15 protein-coding genes and 1 riboswitch are annotated in these 15967 nt (G+C 56.4%); of the genes, 1 reads left to right on the plus strand and 14 read right to left on the minus strand.

All coding sequences use genetic code 11. The annotated features are described in order from the left end of the window. Positions 1-398 precede the first annotated feature (398 nt). The 10 genes from PUV47_RS08710 to PUV47_RS08755 all read right to left on the minus strand — a co-directional run bounded on the left by PUV47_RS08710 (position 399) and on the right by PUV47_RS08755 (position 9894). On the minus strand, positions 399-1460 hold the full coding sequence (locus PUV47_RS08710) for an alpha/beta hydrolase (RefSeq protein ID WP_274218135.1): 1062 nt from the start codon (positions 1458-1460) through the stop codon (positions 399-401). A 105-nt stretch (positions 1461-1565) separates the two neighbouring features. After that, complete coding sequence (locus PUV47_RS08715; RefSeq protein WP_274218136.1) at positions 1566-1970, minus strand: DUF4345 domain-containing protein; 405 nt, start codon at positions 1968-1970, stop codon at positions 1566-1568. After that, the gene (locus PUV47_RS08720; protein ID WP_274218137.1) at positions 1963-2886 is read right to left on the minus strand and encodes a formylglycine-generating enzyme family protein; all 924 of its coding nucleotides are present in this window, start codon (positions 2884-2886) and stop codon (positions 1963-1965) included. The genes PUV47_RS08715 and PUV47_RS08720 overlap by 8 nt, the downstream gene beginning before the upstream one ends. A 1-nt stretch (position 2887) precedes the next feature. After that, a complete protein-coding gene (locus tag PUV47_RS08725) occupies positions 2888-3712 on the minus strand; it encodes a type 1 glutamine amidotransferase domain-containing protein (RefSeq protein WP_274218138.1) in 825 nt (274 codons plus the stop codon). A gap of 98 nt (positions 3713-3810) precedes the next feature. Then, positions 3811-4317, minus strand: coding sequence for a hypothetical protein (locus PUV47_RS08730; RefSeq protein WP_274218139.1), 507 nt, complete (start codon positions 4315-4317; stop codon positions 3811-3813). Between the two features lie 31 nt (positions 4318-4348). Further along, positions 4349-5182, minus strand: a complete 834-nt coding sequence (locus PUV47_RS08735; protein WP_274218140.1) for a type 1 glutamine amidotransferase domain-containing protein — start codon at positions 5180-5182, stop codon at positions 4349-4351. Positions 5183-5249: 67 nt separating this feature from the next. Continuing rightward, positions 5250-7052: an arylsulfatase gene (locus PUV47_RS08740; protein ID WP_274218141.1), complete on the minus strand. Its 1803-nt coding sequence runs from the start codon at positions 7050-7052 to the stop codon at positions 5250-5252. A gap of 35 nt (positions 7053-7087) precedes the next feature. Next, positions 7088-7726 (minus strand): 2-hydroxychromene-2-carboxylate isomerase, encoded by a 639-nt coding sequence (locus PUV47_RS08745; protein ID WP_319620757.1) that lies wholly within the window; start codon positions 7724-7726, stop codon positions 7088-7090. A gap of 58 nt (positions 7727-7784) precedes the next feature. Continuing rightward, entirely contained in the window at positions 7785-8735 is a 951-nt protein-coding gene (locus PUV47_RS08750; RefSeq protein ID WP_274218142.1) for a hypothetical protein, read from the minus strand. A 91-nt stretch (positions 8736-8826) separates the two neighbouring features. Then, positions 8827-9894, minus strand: a complete 1068-nt coding sequence (locus PUV47_RS08755) for an AraC family transcriptional regulator (RefSeq protein WP_274218143.1) — start codon at positions 9892-9894, stop codon at positions 8827-8829. 773 nt (positions 9895-10667) lie between these two features. Here PUV47_RS08755 and PUV47_RS08760 point away from each other — a divergent pair. Beyond that, positions 10668-11792 carry a hypothetical protein gene (locus tag PUV47_RS08760; RefSeq protein ID WP_274218144.1) on the plus strand — a complete coding sequence of 375 codons (1125 nt, stop codon included), beginning with the start codon at positions 10668-10670 and terminating at the stop codon, positions 11790-11792. 72 nt (positions 11793-11864) lie between these two features. Here PUV47_RS08760 and nrdF read toward each other — a convergent pair whose 3' ends face one another. From nrdF to nrdH, 4 genes are read right to left on the minus strand one after another with little or no spacing between them, the layout of a single operon-like run. Beyond that, complete coding sequence (gene nrdF / locus PUV47_RS08765; protein ID WP_274218308.1) at positions 11865-12836, minus strand: class 1b ribonucleoside-diphosphate reductase subunit beta; 972 nt, start codon at positions 12834-12836, stop codon at positions 11865-11867. A gap of 23 nt (positions 12837-12859) precedes the next feature. Beyond that, positions 12860-15010 carry a class 1b ribonucleoside-diphosphate reductase subunit alpha gene (gene nrdE, locus PUV47_RS08770; protein ID WP_274218145.1) on the minus strand — a complete coding sequence of 717 codons (2151 nt, stop codon included), beginning with the start codon at positions 15008-15010 and terminating at the stop codon, positions 12860-12862. Then, on the minus strand, positions 14980-15396 hold the full coding sequence (gene nrdI, locus PUV47_RS08775; RefSeq protein ID WP_274218146.1) for a class Ib ribonucleoside-diphosphate reductase assembly flavoprotein NrdI: 417 nt from the start codon (positions 15394-15396) through the stop codon (positions 14980-14982). Before nrdI ends, nrdE begins: the two co-directional genes overlap by 31 nt. A gap of 4 nt (positions 15397-15400) precedes the next feature. After that, positions 15401-15622: a glutaredoxin-like protein NrdH gene (gene nrdH / locus PUV47_RS08780; protein ID WP_274218148.1), complete on the minus strand. Its 222-nt coding sequence runs from the start codon at positions 15620-15622 to the stop codon at positions 15401-15403. 104 nt (positions 15623-15726) lie between these two features. Further along, a riboswitch (cobalamin riboswitch) is annotated at positions 15727-15922 on the minus strand. Between the last annotated feature and the right edge of the window lie 45 nt (positions 15923-15967).

Genomic DNA, 15967 nt, shown 5'->3' on the forward strand with positions numbered 1-15967 from the left:
AGGTGACCCCATTCTCTAATCTTTCGCGGGTGACGGGACCTTTAGGTGTTCCGTTTCTATTGCCCCTTATCAGCTCTTTCTCGTAGTTGGCGTTGGAGAAGTGCTTGCTCGCTTCATTTTGTTGCTGCCGCTCCCCCGACTAAAACTTGTGTGGGAGGAGCTCAGTAGTCGTTTGCCGCACGCCCTAAAGAGGTCTCTCGGTCCTGCCCTATGGCAAGCTTCCACTGTTGGGCACGGCTACGCGAGTTGCGGAGCAGTCGTGCCCAACAGTCTTTGTCTGGCGAGTGCGCTGTTGGCGCGGCCCGCGGTTTAACAGCTCAAGCCGTTGCAGCTTCAACTCTGGCGTTGCTTCATCGTTTCATGGCAAAGGTCATCGCCCAGGTGCCTGTCTGCATCGCTCAGTTAATTCTCTTCTCCTGCATTGCAGCGACATCAATCACCCCGCTTCTTGGAAACCTGTCCGCCAGAACCTCTTCGCGAGCACTGGTCACAACATCAATAACGACTGGTGATGTTGCTGCGAGAAAGTGGTTTCGCGCATCAGGTAGCCCAGAGAGATCAAGAACCAGCAGATCGAGTGCGACAAGACGGTCGCGGTCCCGCGCTGATCCGAGCCGCTCCGGCTGCGCTGTCAGGAGCGAAGAAAAGCGCAGTGCATAATCGCTTTCGGAGGTCATCACGACGAATGGGTTCGGCAAAGGATCGATGCGTTCATGTTGGGATTCGAAGAGATCCAGATCGATATCTGGCGAGACCAAAATTACGCCCCCGATCCGGCTCAGGACCTTCTTCTTCCCGGTGATAGACAATTGCCTCAAGGTTTCCACGACAAGCTGTGTGCCCATGGAATGACCAAAGACAAAGACTTTCTGATTGTTGCGGGTCAGTTCCACCAGAAGAGCCTCAAGATGGTCGCGCGCGATCAGGATGCTGTCCTTGTCGCGCACATAGCCTAAGGGGCGTTCGATCGACGGCCATGAGAAGGTGACTTGCGGCCCTTGAAGGCCGTAATCATGGGCAATCTGCGCATGACGGTAGACGGCCGACTCCATCGAGGTGTTGAACCCGTGAACGTAGACGACCGCGCTGTCGATAGGGCGGCCGCGGGGCCCGGCTTCGGTTCGAACGGCCTTTCCAAGGGCTGCAAGAGACGGAACCGCCCGCGCGTTGGCAACGGTGAAACTCATCGAGGGATCAGGATTTGCCGCAGAGAACTCCACTTTACCCGGCTTATGGGTTGGCGGGATCGTGATGTCGTACTGCGCGAAAGTAAGTGCGTCACCGCGCTGCGTGGTTCCAGAAAGGTCAGAAGCAACGGTTCTGTTGGTGGCAAGGTATATGCTCTGAACGTCAGCCGCACCGATCTGGGCGCTCGGCGCAACAAAATCTTTAGGCTTGCCCGCGCAAGCGGCCAGCGTGGAGAGGGACAGGCACAGAAGAAGCGTCACACGAAGGTTCATTTAAATTATCTTTCCAGTGTGTTTCTTAGTAGGGGCTTGCATAAGCAAGGTGTTGTTCCGTCACTTGTTTCCCGGCGAACGTCGTTAAGCTCCGAACGCCACGGATCACGCGTTTCTTGCATTCTTGCTGTTGGGTGCTCTGGTGATGAGATAAAAGCTTGTTCCCGCGAGAATGATTTCCGCGAGCAGGTAGAAGATCAGTAGTGGCTGGGGCCAGCCGTCGAGAAAAAGGCTCAACACTCTGCCTAATGCAATGCCAGTGACAAACACGAAGACACTCCACAGCGCAGGCATCCGCAGGTCGGCGCGTACGGCACCGGCCAGCCAAAAGATGATCATGCCGAGGTACAGTCCCATGATCGCACGGAAGAGGTGCTGCATGGTTAAATCTGGGTCGCTGAGGCCGTAGAGCCAAGGCAGGCTCTTGTCCGGCAGCGCACCGTAGGAGAGCGCCACAGGCACAAGGCCGATGCCCATTGCCAGCAGGAACAGCCTCTGAGCCTTATCCATCAGTGTCCCCAATGCTTTTTACGACACGAAAGCCAATGTGCGCGGTACTGAAATCGCGCTCCAGGCTCTCGCGCGCGGCGACCCTGTATCTTTGGCAGTAGTCCTCGCTACAAAGAAACGAGCCGCCCTTGATCGTGAAACGCGGCACGGCGGGTGCGAATGGACTGTCGGTCCATTCCCAGACATTCCCAATCATGTCGTAGGCACCTGTCAGTCCCGGCTCATAACAACCGACCGGCGCTGTCCCCGCGAAACCGTCCCGCCGGGAGTTGAGCACCGGAAAAAGGCCCGTCCAGATATTGGCACGGGCGCTGCCATCGGGCGCGCGGATGCCCGAATGCGGGTCCATCGGATCGAACAAACCCATGCTGGCCGCGTATTCCCATTCCACCTCAGTCGGAATACGCCCGCCCACCCAAGCCGCATAAGCCTTGGCGTCATTCAGTGTGACATGCACGACAGGGTGCAGGTCGCGACCCACCAGGTCGGATCCTGCACCATCTGGCGTGCGCCACGTTGCGTCGGCGTCCAGCGACCACCAGGAAAGGAATACTTCGGGCGTATCACTTTCGCTGAACTGTGCAGAACCGCCATTGCGTTCAGCCTCGGTGACATAGCCTGTCTCAGCGACAAACGCTGCGAACTGGCTGTTCGTGACCTCGTGGGCCTGCAGGCGGAAAGGCGAAACAAGCACCTTCCGGGGCGGGCCCTCCTCGGGAAACACAGGATCAACGCCCATGACGAATCCGCCGCCGGGGATTTCGACGAACTCACCAAGGTCGGCCTCGTTCAGGGAACACGCCAGTTCTGTTTGAGGTGATGAAATGACATGCTGCGAAAGTCCCACGGCAGCGACCGCGACAACGGTCACTGCCAACGCACCTGCGCCGAGCGATAGAGGACGTTTATTGGGCAACTCAGCGCTCCGCGAGCAGTTCGAGGATGCGGTGAGCAGTCTCATAGCCGCTGTTCTGGTTCTGGCCAGTCACCAGATTGCCGTCGACTACGGTGTGCGTCGCAAAGAAGTCGCGCCAGGCGGTTTCGGCCTCAAACACAGCGTTCATGGAACGCATTTCGCTCTCAGGGTGCAAAGGCGTGATTTCGATGCCCAGCTCCTTTATCTGTTTGTCGGTGACGCCTGTCACCCGGCGGCCTTCGATGAGGGGTGAGCCCTCTGTATTTTGAGCGTTCACCAGACCGAGCGCCCCATGGCAAACCGACCCAAGGACGGCACCTTGGGCGTTAGCCTTGGTAATGACTTGTGCAAGCTCATCGCTTTGCGCAAGGTCATAGGCCGCGCCCCAGCCACCAGCCAGGAAGATCACGTCGTAGGCACTGGGATCGACTTCGGTGATGGGAAGAGAGTCCCGTAGCATCGCCATTGCCGCAGGATCCTTCTTGAAACGCAGGTCTTCGGGTGTTGCCAGCGGCCAACTCATCGACCACGGCTCGACCGGGATCTCCCCGCCCTTTATTGAGGCGATGTCGACATCCAGCCCGGCTTCGAGAAAGACGTAGTAGGGAACCGTCATTTCCGATCCGAACACCCCGGTGGCTCGGCCCGTTTCGCCAAGTGTGTCATGGCTGGTCGTGACGATCAGTGCGCGATGTCCCGCCAGATCAAACTCAGGGATTTCGTGGTGAGGGTGAAAGCCCATCGCTTTAAGCGTCGGCGGCAAGCCGAAATAGATGGCGACAGCTAACAGGGCGATGATGCCAAGGGAATATCGAAGCCAAGACATTCAGATTTACTCCAAGTGAACGATCTACTAACAATTTTGGGGGACGAAGGGGCGGCCCTCTCCAATCCCACTCACACGAATGTCGCGACATTCGCGCGTCATTGAATGGCGTATTTCAGGGCTGCCAGCCCGGAGCCCAAACCGCCTGCGAACAGTGCCCCACCGAACGCAAGCCAACAACTATGATTTATCACCCAGCCAACCCGTGCGCCGAGTACGATAAGGATGGCCACGCAAAACGCTTGGGACAGCATTGTCGCAGTTTGCATTGTCAGCCACTCCAGTCCTCCTGCGATGAACAGCGCCGTCGGCGCATTCGCGACGATCAGCATCGGGTGGTTGTTCGACCACGCGGATTGCACAGCCTTCAGAGTCAGCATCCGTTCGCCTGTCTCCATCGCATGAGACAGAAGTGCTGCGAAGGAGCGGACGAGTGTGACTGCAAGAACAGATCCAAACAGGACCAAGGCTGGCTCAAAAGGAGCCTCGGGCGTATCACCCAATGCCATGAGCAGGCTAAGCACCAAAATGGCACCGTAGATGAGGCCAAAGGCTCTTTTTTCTAACGGCTGCCAGCCCAAATGGGCTGCGTGAGCGATGCGCATTTCTTGGCTCCTGTGCCAGACCTGCTCGGGATCAGACGTTGCGTTGCGTAGCCATCTTTTCGAGGATACGGTGCGCAGTCTCATAACCACTGTTCTGGTTTTGGCCGGTCACCAGATTGCCGTCGATCGAGGTGTGCGTGGCAAAAGGGTCACGGAATGCGTGCTGGCATTCGAAGATCGCGCCAAGTTTACGCAGCTCTTCCTCGGGGTGCTTGGGTGTGACTGCGATGCCGAAGGTATTGATCTGACCGTTCGTTACGCCGGTGACGCGGCGGCCTTTGACCAACGGTTCGCCATCGAGACCTTTAGCGCCGCACAGACCAAGGGCGCCGTGGCAGACAGAGCCAAGGATCTTGCCTGCGGCATTGGCGCGGGTGATGAAATCAGCCAGTTCCTCGCTTTGCATCAAGTCATAGGCCGCACCCCAGCCTCCGGCCATGAAGATTACGTCGTAGTCATTTGGATCCAGATCGGCGACGGCTTTGGAGTTCTTGAGGTCGTGCATCGCCTTGCTGTCGGCCATGAAACGCTTGTCGTCGTGACAGGCAAGTGGCCACGTCCAGGACCAGGGCTGGATCGGGATTTCACCGCCTTTGGGCGAGGCCATATCGACCTCCATGCCTGCATTGACGAACGCATAGTATGGCACCGTGAACTCGGATCCGAAGGCCCCGGTGGGCTTTGTGGTTGGATCCAGGCGGTTGTGGTTGGTGCAGATCACGAGCGCTCGGCGGCCCTGCATGTCAAAATCCGGGATGGTATAGTGCCTATGAATGCCCAGAAGACGCAGGAATGCGGGCAGATAGAGATACGTGAGAATGGCCAGCAGGGCCAAGACAACAAGGGCGACAACGATGAAGGTCATGCCAGTTCTCCGAATTGCGGTGTTTGAAAGTGCGCCTCTTGGGCTGGCGCACTGATTGTAAGTTGGATTAGTGGGCTGAACGGCGGACAAGCATCCGGACAAGGCGGAAGAGCGCGTAAACGCTGATCAACAGCATCAACACCAGCCCGGCTAGATACGGCCAGTATTTGCTGACGGTCTTTTCCAGGAGGTTCGAGAAGAGCTGCGCCTCGGCATAGTCCTCTTGTCCCAGCTCGAACACGCCAACATCTGCCACGTAGGCTTCGTATTCGGACTTAAGCTCCGCGAAGAGTTCCGGGTTCTCGCCGGACAGGTCGGTGGTTTCACCCGGATCGACGGATAAATCGAAAAGTCGCCAGGTAAAATCGCCACGCGGCAACGCGGTGCGCACCAGCTTCCAGTTGCCGCGATAAAGCGCGGCATTCCCGCTTACCTCTCCTGCGAAGCTTTCATCGGCGCCGCGGGTTTCGGTCGTCTGACCGGAAAGCACCGGAAGGATGCTCTTGCCGTAAAGAGTGCCTGGGTCATACGCCACACCTGCAGCTTCAAGTAGGGTCGGCATCAGGTCGGACACGTGCACAGGGGCTTGCTGGATTCCGCTTGCCGCAACACCGGCGCCCGCAATGACAAGCGGCACACGAAGTCCGCCTTCTGAGGAGTAGAACTTGTACAGGTTGAACGGTGAGGCCTCAACAGAGGCCCATTCGGGCCCGATCGCGGTCAGGCTGCCCGGAAGGCCCATGTTTTCGGGGGAGGTGTCATAGCCTTCAAGACGATGGATCCCGTTCAACAGAAGATCGAACACTGGGTTCTCAAGGGACGTCACCCCCGATTCAGCCCCGTTGTCAGACGTGATGACGACAATTGTGTTGTCCAGCTGTCCGTTGGCCTCCAGATGATCCAGCAGGCGCCCGATATGGAAATCGGCTGACTCGATCATGGCGGCATGGACCTGCATGGCGCGCGCGGCCTCTGCCTTTTCTGCTGCAGAGAGGTCATTCCAGGCGCGGTGGTCCTCATGAACCGGGGCCAAGGTCGTGGTTTCTGGCACGAGGCCGAGATCGATGACCCGTTCCAGACGTTCTTTGCGCATCACGTCCCATCCGGCGTCGAACACTCCGTCATAACGTTCGATGAACTCGAGCGGGGCCTGAATCGGGATGTGAGCGGCCTGAAGAGACAGGAAGCCGAAGAACGGTTGATCCGCATCGCCTTCGTCGATGTAGCGGATCATCTGGTCAACGAGATTGCGGGAGGAATAGAAATCCTCGGGCAGACGGACGGGTTTGCCGTCCTCGAACCAAGGGACCTCCGGGTAACCTGGCAGATAGTGGCGGTGGTCGTAATTGCTGCCGCCCGTCGAGTCCATCACGTAAGATCGGTCAAAGCCGAAATGGTTGGGCAGGTTCTTGCCCTTTGCTCCGATGCCCCATTTCCCGGTCACGTAAGTTTGGTATCCAGCTTCTGACAAGATCGTCGCAATGGTCGCCTGATCTTTGTCCCAAACCATGGAATAGCCGGGCAGCTCTCGCTGCTCGGGCGTCACCGTTTCAACCAGCGTGCCCATGCCCGTCTGGTGATTGTCTTGGCCGGTCATCAGCATGGCCCGGCTTGGCCCGCAGAACGGGGAGGAGTAATAGCGCGAAAAGAGTGTGCCCGACTGCGCCAACCTGTCGATGTTTGGGGTACGCGCATCGCTGCCATAGGCACCGAAACCGGTAAAACCGACATCGTCAAACAGAACGACTAAGATATTCGGTCGCGCATCCTGGCCAAATGCCGGGAGTGCCGTTGCGAGGCAAAGACTCAGCGCACCGAGCACGGCGCGGGTAAAGTTCGTCATGTAAGCTTCTCGTTTTATTGCGTTCACAGCAAAGAGCCGCGCCCTGTTGGCGCGGGTAATGGTCATGGTTTGGCCAATCCTGCCTTACCAAGACGCCAGCGCAGCGTGTCGATGCGGTCCTGACCAAAGAATGGCTCGCCCTCGAACACCATGGTCGGCACGCCCCAATGGCCGGAGGCATCCAGCGCAGCTTGGTTGGCTTCGATCTCGGTCGTTGGGTCATTCGCGGCTATTGCGGCGTCCATTTCCGCAAGATCAAGGTTGGCCTTGGCGGCTGCGCGGGCGAGCCTGTCGCCCTCGTTCCAACCCGGTGTGCCGCCCCAGATCAATGCGGAGACGTGATAGGCAAATTCCAGCCCCTTGCCACGCCGTTCGGCTTCTACGCCAAGGCCGGTCAAGCGATGGATGTAAGGTTGCTCGCTTGCGACTTCGAACGTTTCAAGATCCTGCACGACCGGATCCGGCACGGGCCGTCCAAAAGGCAGTCCGAGGAACTCGGCGCGCCGTACCATGTCTAACATGATGTAGCGCACCCGGCGCGGATCATCGGAAAACAGCGCGTCTTTCGCGCGCACTGCAATTGGCAGCACCGGGCGAAAACGCAGGTTCACATCGAAGTCGTCGCGCAGCTTCAACAGATCGGGCGTGACAAGGTAGGAATAGGGGCTTCTGAAGGACCAGAATACGTCGACAGATCTCATTATCTTTATGTCTCCGAGCTTGGGGCGGCGATGCGCTGATTGATGGGGCGACTACGTCTCATTGGCGGCGGAGAGACACCGTGATTTCGGTGTTAGGGTTCAAATCACCATTCGGATCGGCAAAAATCCCTTCGGGAAACGAAACGGAGAGGGGCATGTCAGCTGTATCGAGGCACAGCAGATGATTGTTGTCGCCATCTCCCAGATCGGCCAGTACAGTTGGCGTGACAGTCCGCTCTGTTCCGTCTTCGGCGCGTACGGTCACACGGTAGAGATCTCGCTCCGCATCGCCTGGCTCATCGCCATTTTCAAGCGTAACGCCCCCAGCCCAGACCACCCGCACAGCTTGTTCAATGCCCTCTGACGGGCAGTCTGTGCCATCTGTGCGCCGCTGGCCGAGACCTTGATCCGCGGCCAAAGGGTCAACGATTTCGGCCATCACGAGGCTCGGACCGGGCGCCAGTGGCGTGACGTCGACCTGTGCGCCGCGGAAATCCAACACGCCGTCGATTGAGTGAAGATGCCCGACAACCTCAACCGACACCGGCGGATCAGACACTGCGTCCCCGAATTCCCCCACCAGCAACACCGTGCGCAACTCGCCGGGGTCAGTCGCAGGGAGGAGGGTGACGCAGAGTGTTTCGCCCGTCGCACCGGACGCGGTGGTGACCTTGAAATCTCCCGCCTGCATCGTTGTGTGGTCAATTTCACTCGAGAAGATCACCGGCATGCCATCCTTGCCGGGCGCGCCCCGGCAGATTAGCCGGGAAAGAATAGGCAAGCCGTTGTCGAGCCCGAAGAAGGCCGAGAGAAGTTCGGCGGATCGATCGCCGTTTTCGCTTGGTAAACTGGCATTTTCGGTTGTGTCGATCAGGTCAGAGCTGGTGACATCGGCCAAGGTGGGTGACACACTCATCATCACGCAGGACAACGCCGCGACCATGCGCCCAATAAATGCACGATGGATGCGGCTTCTGTTCTGGATAACAACTGGCGAAATGCGTGGCATGAGTCCCTCGGAATATTATGCTTACGCAGAATATACTCCGAAGGGTGCGTCGTTCGACCGCAGGTCAGGATCACCTACGGCCAGAGACTATTCATTTTCGGTCAGCCTTATCCAACGTTAGGGCGAGCTGATCCCGGAATGCTTTTGGGGTAAAGCCGGTCCATCGCTTGAAGCTTCGAGCGAAGTTCGAGGACGTCTCAAAGCCGAGTACACCCGCGATCGCCTTGATGGGTAACGTACTGCCGGATAGGAGGGTGCGGGCGCGCTGTTCTCGGACCTGATCCACCAGTTTGCGATAGGAGGTTCCGGACCGATCCAACTGCCTACGCAGACCGCGCTCGGAATATCCTAACTCGGCCGCAACATACGAGAGCGACACCGCCAGAGACGGCGCGCTTTCAAGAAACGCCGTTACCTGAGTGACCGGGGTCGTCTCGAACGCCATCTCCTGCGCGAATTGTTCGCAAAGGCCCAGCAGCCGCGCATGATTGATCGGATCAGCGCCGGGGAGGGGGCGGTCCAACAGGGTTTCTGGAAAGATAATCTGGTTCTCAGATGCCTCAAACACAATAGGAAAGCCGATTTCGGCTTCGATAGCTGGCCAGCGCTCAGGCGCACTGATTGTCATTTCGGCACGGGTCGCAACCTGGTCGGTACGCAGCATCGCCTTCAGCAAACCATTTATGGCTACAATGGCGCTGCTGAACCCGAAATACTCCAAGTCTTCGAAATGAAATTTGGATCTCAGGCGAACGGCTGCTTCGGGCCCTTGCAGGCCAGAGAGTGCTTTTATGATGCTGACGTCTAGTGCGGGGAAGTTCAAAAAGAAGAATCTCTTCAGAACGTCGAGCCCGTCCTCGAAACGTGCCGCATTCATGGCTGTATATGCCGGCAGTCCGATATACGTAGGTTGAAACTTTAAAGCCAGCCTGATCCCAAGATCTGGTTCCCCGGTTCGCTCAATAGCATTTAGGAGAAGCCGTCGAAGCGGCTGAAAACCACATCGAAAATGTGGATCGCTCAAATGGCTTTCATCAAGCCAAGTTCCTGTAAGCAAATCGCTTGCGGCATAGCCTTCTTCCCGAAGTTCTCGGAAGATGAAACCCGGATAGTTCATTGGCAAAGCCGGATCATCCGGTGTGAAGGTCTTTCGCGCCATCGATGATTGCTCCGTCCTCGTCGCGACAATGATAGCTTGCATCAGGGGCTTGGGCAACGGCCCGAAACTATCGGTTTACGGGCGTCAGTACACCCTCATCTGGTAAGATGCGGCGCGTAATCAAGCGAAACCATTGGAGTTTTGTCGTTCTCGCGTGGTGCTTGATGGCCTGCCGGGCGAAGCGTTTAAGTCATCGGTCGTCCGCATCATTCCCGGCCGGGCGACTGGGAGTTTTTGTGGTTGCCGCGGCACTTGCAGGGTTCTCCCCTGCGACAAGGGCGGGGAAAAGGACGCCCGCGATCGTCAGTCGTCACCTCCGACTTACTATTTGACACAAGATACCGGATATGGTGACGGCAGGTTGGGTTGCCTCTTGGGAAATCAGCTCATTTTTGTCTCAGGCCTTGATAGGCACTGATTGCGTGCCAGGCCGCATGGGGCTGGCCTACTTGCTCTCGACATCTCTATGACCGCTGTTTTGCGCGGGCACGGGCGGTAGGTGAGTTCATCCGAAATATGCCTAAATGATTGTATGACTGCACTAATTAGGAGTGATTGCGCCTTGTACACTTTCAACTGCCATTAGACGAAAAAATTGATTTAACAAATTCGAATAATTTCACTAAAATTTTAATCATCTGACACAAAGGTTTCGGAAGTTGTTTCGAAGTCGCTAAGGCGCGAACTAGGTATTTTGAATGCTTTACCTTTGGAGCGTGTTAGTAAATATGCAAAACGCATCTTTGAAACTGGCCGTTTTAGGAGAGGGTGAGATGGCTCATATTATTAACAGTAGGAATAGATCCGTAGAAACTGCTGAATTTATTTACGAAATTGATTCAGATGGGAACATTGTGGACTTCACCTCAGGCAGCTTTGGCGGGCTTCATTTCAATACAGAACTGCACAAAGTCGTTGGTGGCACCTTTAATTTCCGTGTTGATTTGCAGCCACTGCTGGCTGAACTGGTTACAGGTTCTGGCCGGACGACAACAGACCCACTGGATCAAGTAGGTATTGAAGGTGTCGAGTTGGTCAGCCTTGATGGGGACAGCATGACGGTCTCAATTCGTGGCTGGGATGGCACTAAAGACACCGTGATTTTCCAGGGGTCTGGTGTTGAGGCCATCATTGAGGATGTTGCTGGCAGCCGCATCGATGTAAAAGGTTGGAACTCCGAGTTTGCAGTTTTTGACTACCAGAACGAAAACTCAATGAACTTGGGCGGCACTTGGGGCGAGCTGAAAAACGTTGTTGGGCACAACATCTCTGTCGGTGGACGCGATGGCAACGAAGTTGTTGAGCTGTTTCAGGAGTTGGTCACCGGCTCCGGTCGCACGACCAAAGATGCCAGCAAGATCGCAGGCATCAATGGGGTTGAGCTTTTAAGCCTAACCGACGATGGATACACAATCAAAATTGATGGATGGGACAACGGCATCAATGCCATGTCTGATACAATCACGTTCTCCAATCTAGACGCCGACTTCTTTGCTGAGGCTGGTTTCAAGAACCGCATTGACGTGAAGGGCTGGAACTCCGAATTTGCGATCTTCGATTATGAGTCCACCAAGTCCATGAACCTCGGCGGCACTTGGGGGGAACTGCGTGAACTGGTGGGGCACTCCATCAAGACCACGGGCCGGGATGGCGATGAAGTTGCCGAAATCCTTGATGAGCTCATCAACGGCGATGGCATCAAGGGAGTAAAGCTCCTCGGACTGGATGAAGACAGCTTCTCAATCCAGATCAACGGCTGGGGCTTTGATCAGCGCTCTGAAGACCGTGGTTGGAACAAGATGGTCGACACAATCCTCTTCACAAACGTTGAAGACGTAATCGATGAAGTTCTTACCAGTCCGGCGCTCACTTCGGATGATGGATACAACATCGCCTGATCCGTCGGCACAGTCTAAGATAAAGGGCGCTCGTGGCGCCCTTTATCTATTGGATCTTGTCGAAGGGATTTGTCAGAAATCCCAGTCTTCATCTTCCGTCGCAACGGCCTTGCCGATCACATAGGATGAGCCAGAGCCAGAGAAGAAGTCGTGGTTCTCATCCGCGTTTGGAGACAGGGAGGCCATGATTGCCGGATTTACCTGACAGATCGCCTCTGGGAACAGTCCTTCAAAGCCCAAATTTTGCAACGCCTTGTTGGCGTTGTAGTGCAAAAAGTGCTTCACGTCCTCAGTCAGGCCCAGCGGATCATAGAGTTCCTCGGTGTAGTGGGTCTCCAGTCCGTAAAGGTCCAGCAGCAACGAGAAGGCAAAGTCCTTGATCTCGGCTCGCTCCGCTTCTGGCAGTCGCTCCAGAGCGCGTTGGAACTTATAGCCGATGTAGTAGCCATGCACCGCTTCATCGCGAATGATGAGACGGATAAGATCCGCGGTGTTGGTCAGCTTGGCACGGCTGGACCAATGCATGGGCAGGTAGAACCCGGAGTAGAACAGGAAGCTCTCCAGGAACACGCTGGCGATCTTCTTCTTCAGCGGGCTGCTTGTTGCGTTGTACTCTTCCAGGATCAAACGCGACTTGGCCTGAAGATGCTCGTTTTCCTCCGACCAGCGGAAGGCGTCATCCACCTCTGCAGTACGGCACAGGGTGGAAAAAACGGAGGAGTAGGAACGTGCATGAACCGCCTCCATGAAGGCGATGTTGGTCAGAACCGCTTCTTCGTGAGGCGTCACCGCGTCCGCCATGAGAGCAGGCGCACCAACAGTGTTCTGAATGGTGTCGAGCAGCGTCAAACCGGTGAACACGCGGATTGTCAGCTGTTGTTCTTCCGGCTTCAGAGAGGCCCAACTTTGAATGTCGTTGGACAGCGGCACTTTCTCCGGCAGCCAGAAATTGGCCGTCAGACGGTTCCAGATCTCAAGATCTTTTTCGTCCTGAAGGCGGTTCCAGTTAACCGCCTTGGCGACTGGCTTGATGGCACTGTGAATGGTCATGGTTAGTCCTCAAAGCGTTAAAGGGTACAGGCCACGCAGCCTTCGACCTCAGTGCCTTCCAGTGCCATCTGGCGCAGGCGCACGTAATAAATTGTCTTGATGCCCTTTTTCCAAGCGTAGATCTGGGCCTTGTTGATGTCGCGTGTCGTCGCGGTGTCGGGGAAAAACAGCGTCAGTGACAGTCCCTGATCCACATGCTGGGTGGCCGCCGCATAGGTGTCGATCAGCGCTTCCGGACCGATCTCGTAGGCATCGCGATAGTATTCCAGATTGTCGTTGTTCATGAACGGTGCTGGATAGTACACGCGGCCAATCTTGCCTTCTTTGCGGATTTCGATCTTGGACACGATCGGGTGGATCGACGAGGTGGAGTTGTTGATGTAGCTGATGGAGCCGGTTGGGGGCACCGCCTGAAGGTTGCGGTTGAATAGCCCGTCCTTCATCACGGCGTCTTTAAGCGCGGCCCATTCTTCGCGGGTCGGAATGTGAACGCCAAATTTCTCAAAAAGCGCTGCGGCACGGTCTGTTTCTGGCACCCAGTCCTTCTCGATGTATTTGTCGAAGAAAACACCGGACGCGTACTGGCTGTCTTCAAACCCCTTGAAGCTGGAACCGCGTTCCTTCGCCAACTCATTGGAAGCGCGGATGCAGTGGAACAGCACCGTGCAGAAGTAGATGTTTGTGAAGTCTATGCCTTCCGGGCTGCCATAGTGAATGTGCTCACGGGCAAGGAAGCCGTGCAGGTTCATTTGGCCAAGGCCAATGGCGTGGCTTTCATCGTTTCCGCGGCGAACGGATGGCACGGAGTCGATGGCGCTCATCTCGGAAACGGCTGTCAGCGAGCGGATTGCGGTTTCGACCGTTGCCCCCAGATTGCCGCCGTCCATGGCCTTTGCAATGTTCAAGGAACCCAGATTGCAGGAGATGTCAGTACCAAGGTGGTCGTAGGACAGATCGTCGTTGAACGTACTGGCCTCATTCACCTGCAGAATCTCAGAGCAAAGGTTGGACATGGTGATGCGGCCTGCCACAGGATTTGCAGCGTTCACCGTGTCTTCGAACATGATGTAAGGATAGCCGCTTTCGAACTGAATTTCGGCGAGCAGCTGGAAGAAGTCTCGAGCCCGCATCTTCTTCTTGCGGATCTGCGGGTTGTCCACCATCTCCCGGTACTTTTCCGTCACGGAGATTTCGGAGAATGGCACCCCATAGACTTTCTCAACGTCGTGCGGTGAGAACAGGTACATTTCCTCGTTCTGCTTGGCGAGCTGGAAGGTGATGTCCGGAATGACGACGCCTAGGGAAAGGGTCTTGATGCGGACCTTCTCATCCGCATTCTCACGCTTGGTGTCGAGGAAACTCAAAATATCCGGGTGGTGGGCGTTGAGGTACACTGCTCCGGCACCTTGACGGGCCCCCAGCTGATTGGCGTAGCTGAAGCTGTCTTCCAGAAGCTTCATCACTGGCACAACGCCGGACGACTGGTTCTCAACGCCTTTGATTGGCGCACCTGCCTCGCGCAGGTTGGTCAGCATCAAGGCCACGCCACCGCCGCGCTTGGAAAGCTGCAGGGCGGAGTTTATGGAGCGGCCAATGGATTCCATGTTGTCTTCAAGGCGAAGGAGGAAGCAAGAGATCAGTTCGCCGCGCTGCTTTTTGCCCGCGTTCAGGAACGTCGGCGTCGCTGGCTGAAACCGGCTGGAGATGATCTCGTCCATCATGCGCATGGCGAGGTCTTCATCACCGCGCGACAGGGCCAGGGCCACCATCACCACGCGGTCCTCGTAGCGTTCCAGATAGCGTTTGCCATCGAACGTCTTCAGCGCATAGCTGGTGTAGAATTTAAATGCACCAAGGAACGTCGGGAACCGGAACTTGCGCTCGTAAGCCGCCACAAAAATGGACTTCACGAACGCCGGATCGTACTGGTCCAGGACCTCAGCTTCGTAGTAGTTCTCGCGCACCAGATAGGAGAGTTTCTCCTCCAGAGAATGGAAGAAAACCGTGTTCTGGTTCACGTGTTCCAGGAAATACTGACGTGCCGCTTGACGATCCGCTTCAAACTGGATCTTCCCCTCCGCATCATAGAGGTTCAGCATGGCGTTCAGCGCGTGGTAGTCCAGCCCTTGTTGGGCGACTACTGACTTATCGAGAGTTGTTGCTTCCAAAATAAATCTAGTCCCTGACGTACCCGCGCGATGTCACTGTCGGTGCCTGCAAGTTCAAACTTGTAAAGGCATGGACAGTTACATTTGGCGGCGATAATTGTGCCTGCGTAGGCAAAAAAGGCCCCAAAATTTCGATTGCCAGAGGCGATGACGCCTCGAAGCAGAGTTCGGTTTGCCGCATCGTTGAGGAAACGGATCACCTGTTTGTGGACTGCGCCGCGCCCCTCACCATCCGCGTAGGTGGGGGTAATCAGAACAAATGGCTGAGTTGCCTTCAGCATTGGTTCGGACGCGCGCGGCGGAATGCGCTCGGCCGGCAAGCCGAGGCGCTCGACAAAGCGGTGGGTATTTCCTGATGGGCTTGAGAAGTAGACGAGCCCGCTCACCAACTCAGGCGAGGCCGCCGATTTTGTCTGGACGGAAGCCAGCCCAGTGCTGGTCTCCTGCAACAACAACAGGAACCTGTCGGTAACCCATCGCTTCCACTTCAGCCAGAGCATCATTGTCCTGTGTGAGGTCAATCACATCATAGGCAATACCAGCGCTATCGAGTGCGCGGGTTGTTGCGGTGCACTGCACACATGCAGGCTTGGAGTATACGGTAATGCTCATGCTTTCGTCCCCGTAGCATTGGGGGAGGAGCAGATACGCATGGACGAGCAACGCACCCTCGCGGCTCGTGCACGAAACGCATCCCGGACCCTCCGCCCGTGGTCGTCAGTTGGTGTCTTTTGGCAGGTCTCCTGACTTCACAGCTCAAGCGCCATCCGCCCGCCTTCCCGAAGTGAACTCACTACAGTGGCAAATTGGGCGAAAAGCTCGCCGCTTACAGTTGCGGGGGCAGTGCCGGAGTTGCACCGGCTTCCCTCTTAGCTTCCGATTGAATCGCAAGACCAAAGACACTGCATATTGTGCTTGGTGCGCGCGAATGGTCAACATCCTGTATGGGTATACCCA

The sequence above is a fragment of the Pseudovibrio exalbescens genome (genome assembly GCF_028737195.1).
GTDB classification, from domain to species: domain Bacteria; phylum Pseudomonadota; class Alphaproteobacteria; order Rhizobiales; family Stappiaceae; genus Pseudovibrio; species Pseudovibrio zosterae.

Coding starts and splice junctions, on each gene's coding strand:
- PUV47_RS08710 (WP_274218135.1), bottom strand. CDS start 1,460: ATGAACCTTCGTGTGACGCTTCTTCTGTGCCTGTCCCTCTCCACGCTG.
- PUV47_RS08715 (WP_274218136.1), bottom strand. CDS start 1,970: ATGGATAAGGCTCAGAGGCTGTTCCTGCTGGCAATGGGCATCGGCCTT.
- PUV47_RS08725 (WP_274218138.1), bottom strand. CDS start 3,712: ATGTCTTGGCTTCGATATTCCCTTGGCATCATCGCCCTGTTAGCTGTC.
- PUV47_RS08730 (WP_274218139.1), bottom strand. CDS start 4,317: ATGCGCATCGCTCACGCAGCCCATTTGGGCTGGCAGCCGTTAGAAAAA.
- PUV47_RS08735 (WP_274218140.1), bottom strand. CDS start 5,182: ATGACCTTCATCGTTGTCGCCCTTGTTGTCTTGGCCCTGCTGGCCATT.
- PUV47_RS08745 (WP_319620757.1), bottom strand. CDS start 7,726: ATGAGATCTGTCGACGTATTCTGGTCCTTCAGAAGCCCCTATTCCTAC.
- PUV47_RS08750 (WP_274218142.1), bottom strand. CDS start 8,735: ATGCCACGCATTTCGCCAGTTGTTATCCAGAACAGAAGCCGCATCCAT.
- PUV47_RS08755 (WP_274218143.1), bottom strand. CDS start 9,894: ATGGCGCGAAAGACCTTCACACCGGATGATCCGGCTTTGCCAATGAAC.
- PUV47_RS08760 (WP_274218144.1), top strand. CDS start 10,668: ATGGCTCATATTATTAACAGTAGGAATAGATCCGTAGAAACTGCTGAA.
- nrdH (WP_274218148.1), bottom strand. CDS start 15,622: ATGAGCATTACCGTATACTCCAAGCCTGCATGTGTGCAGTGCACCGCA.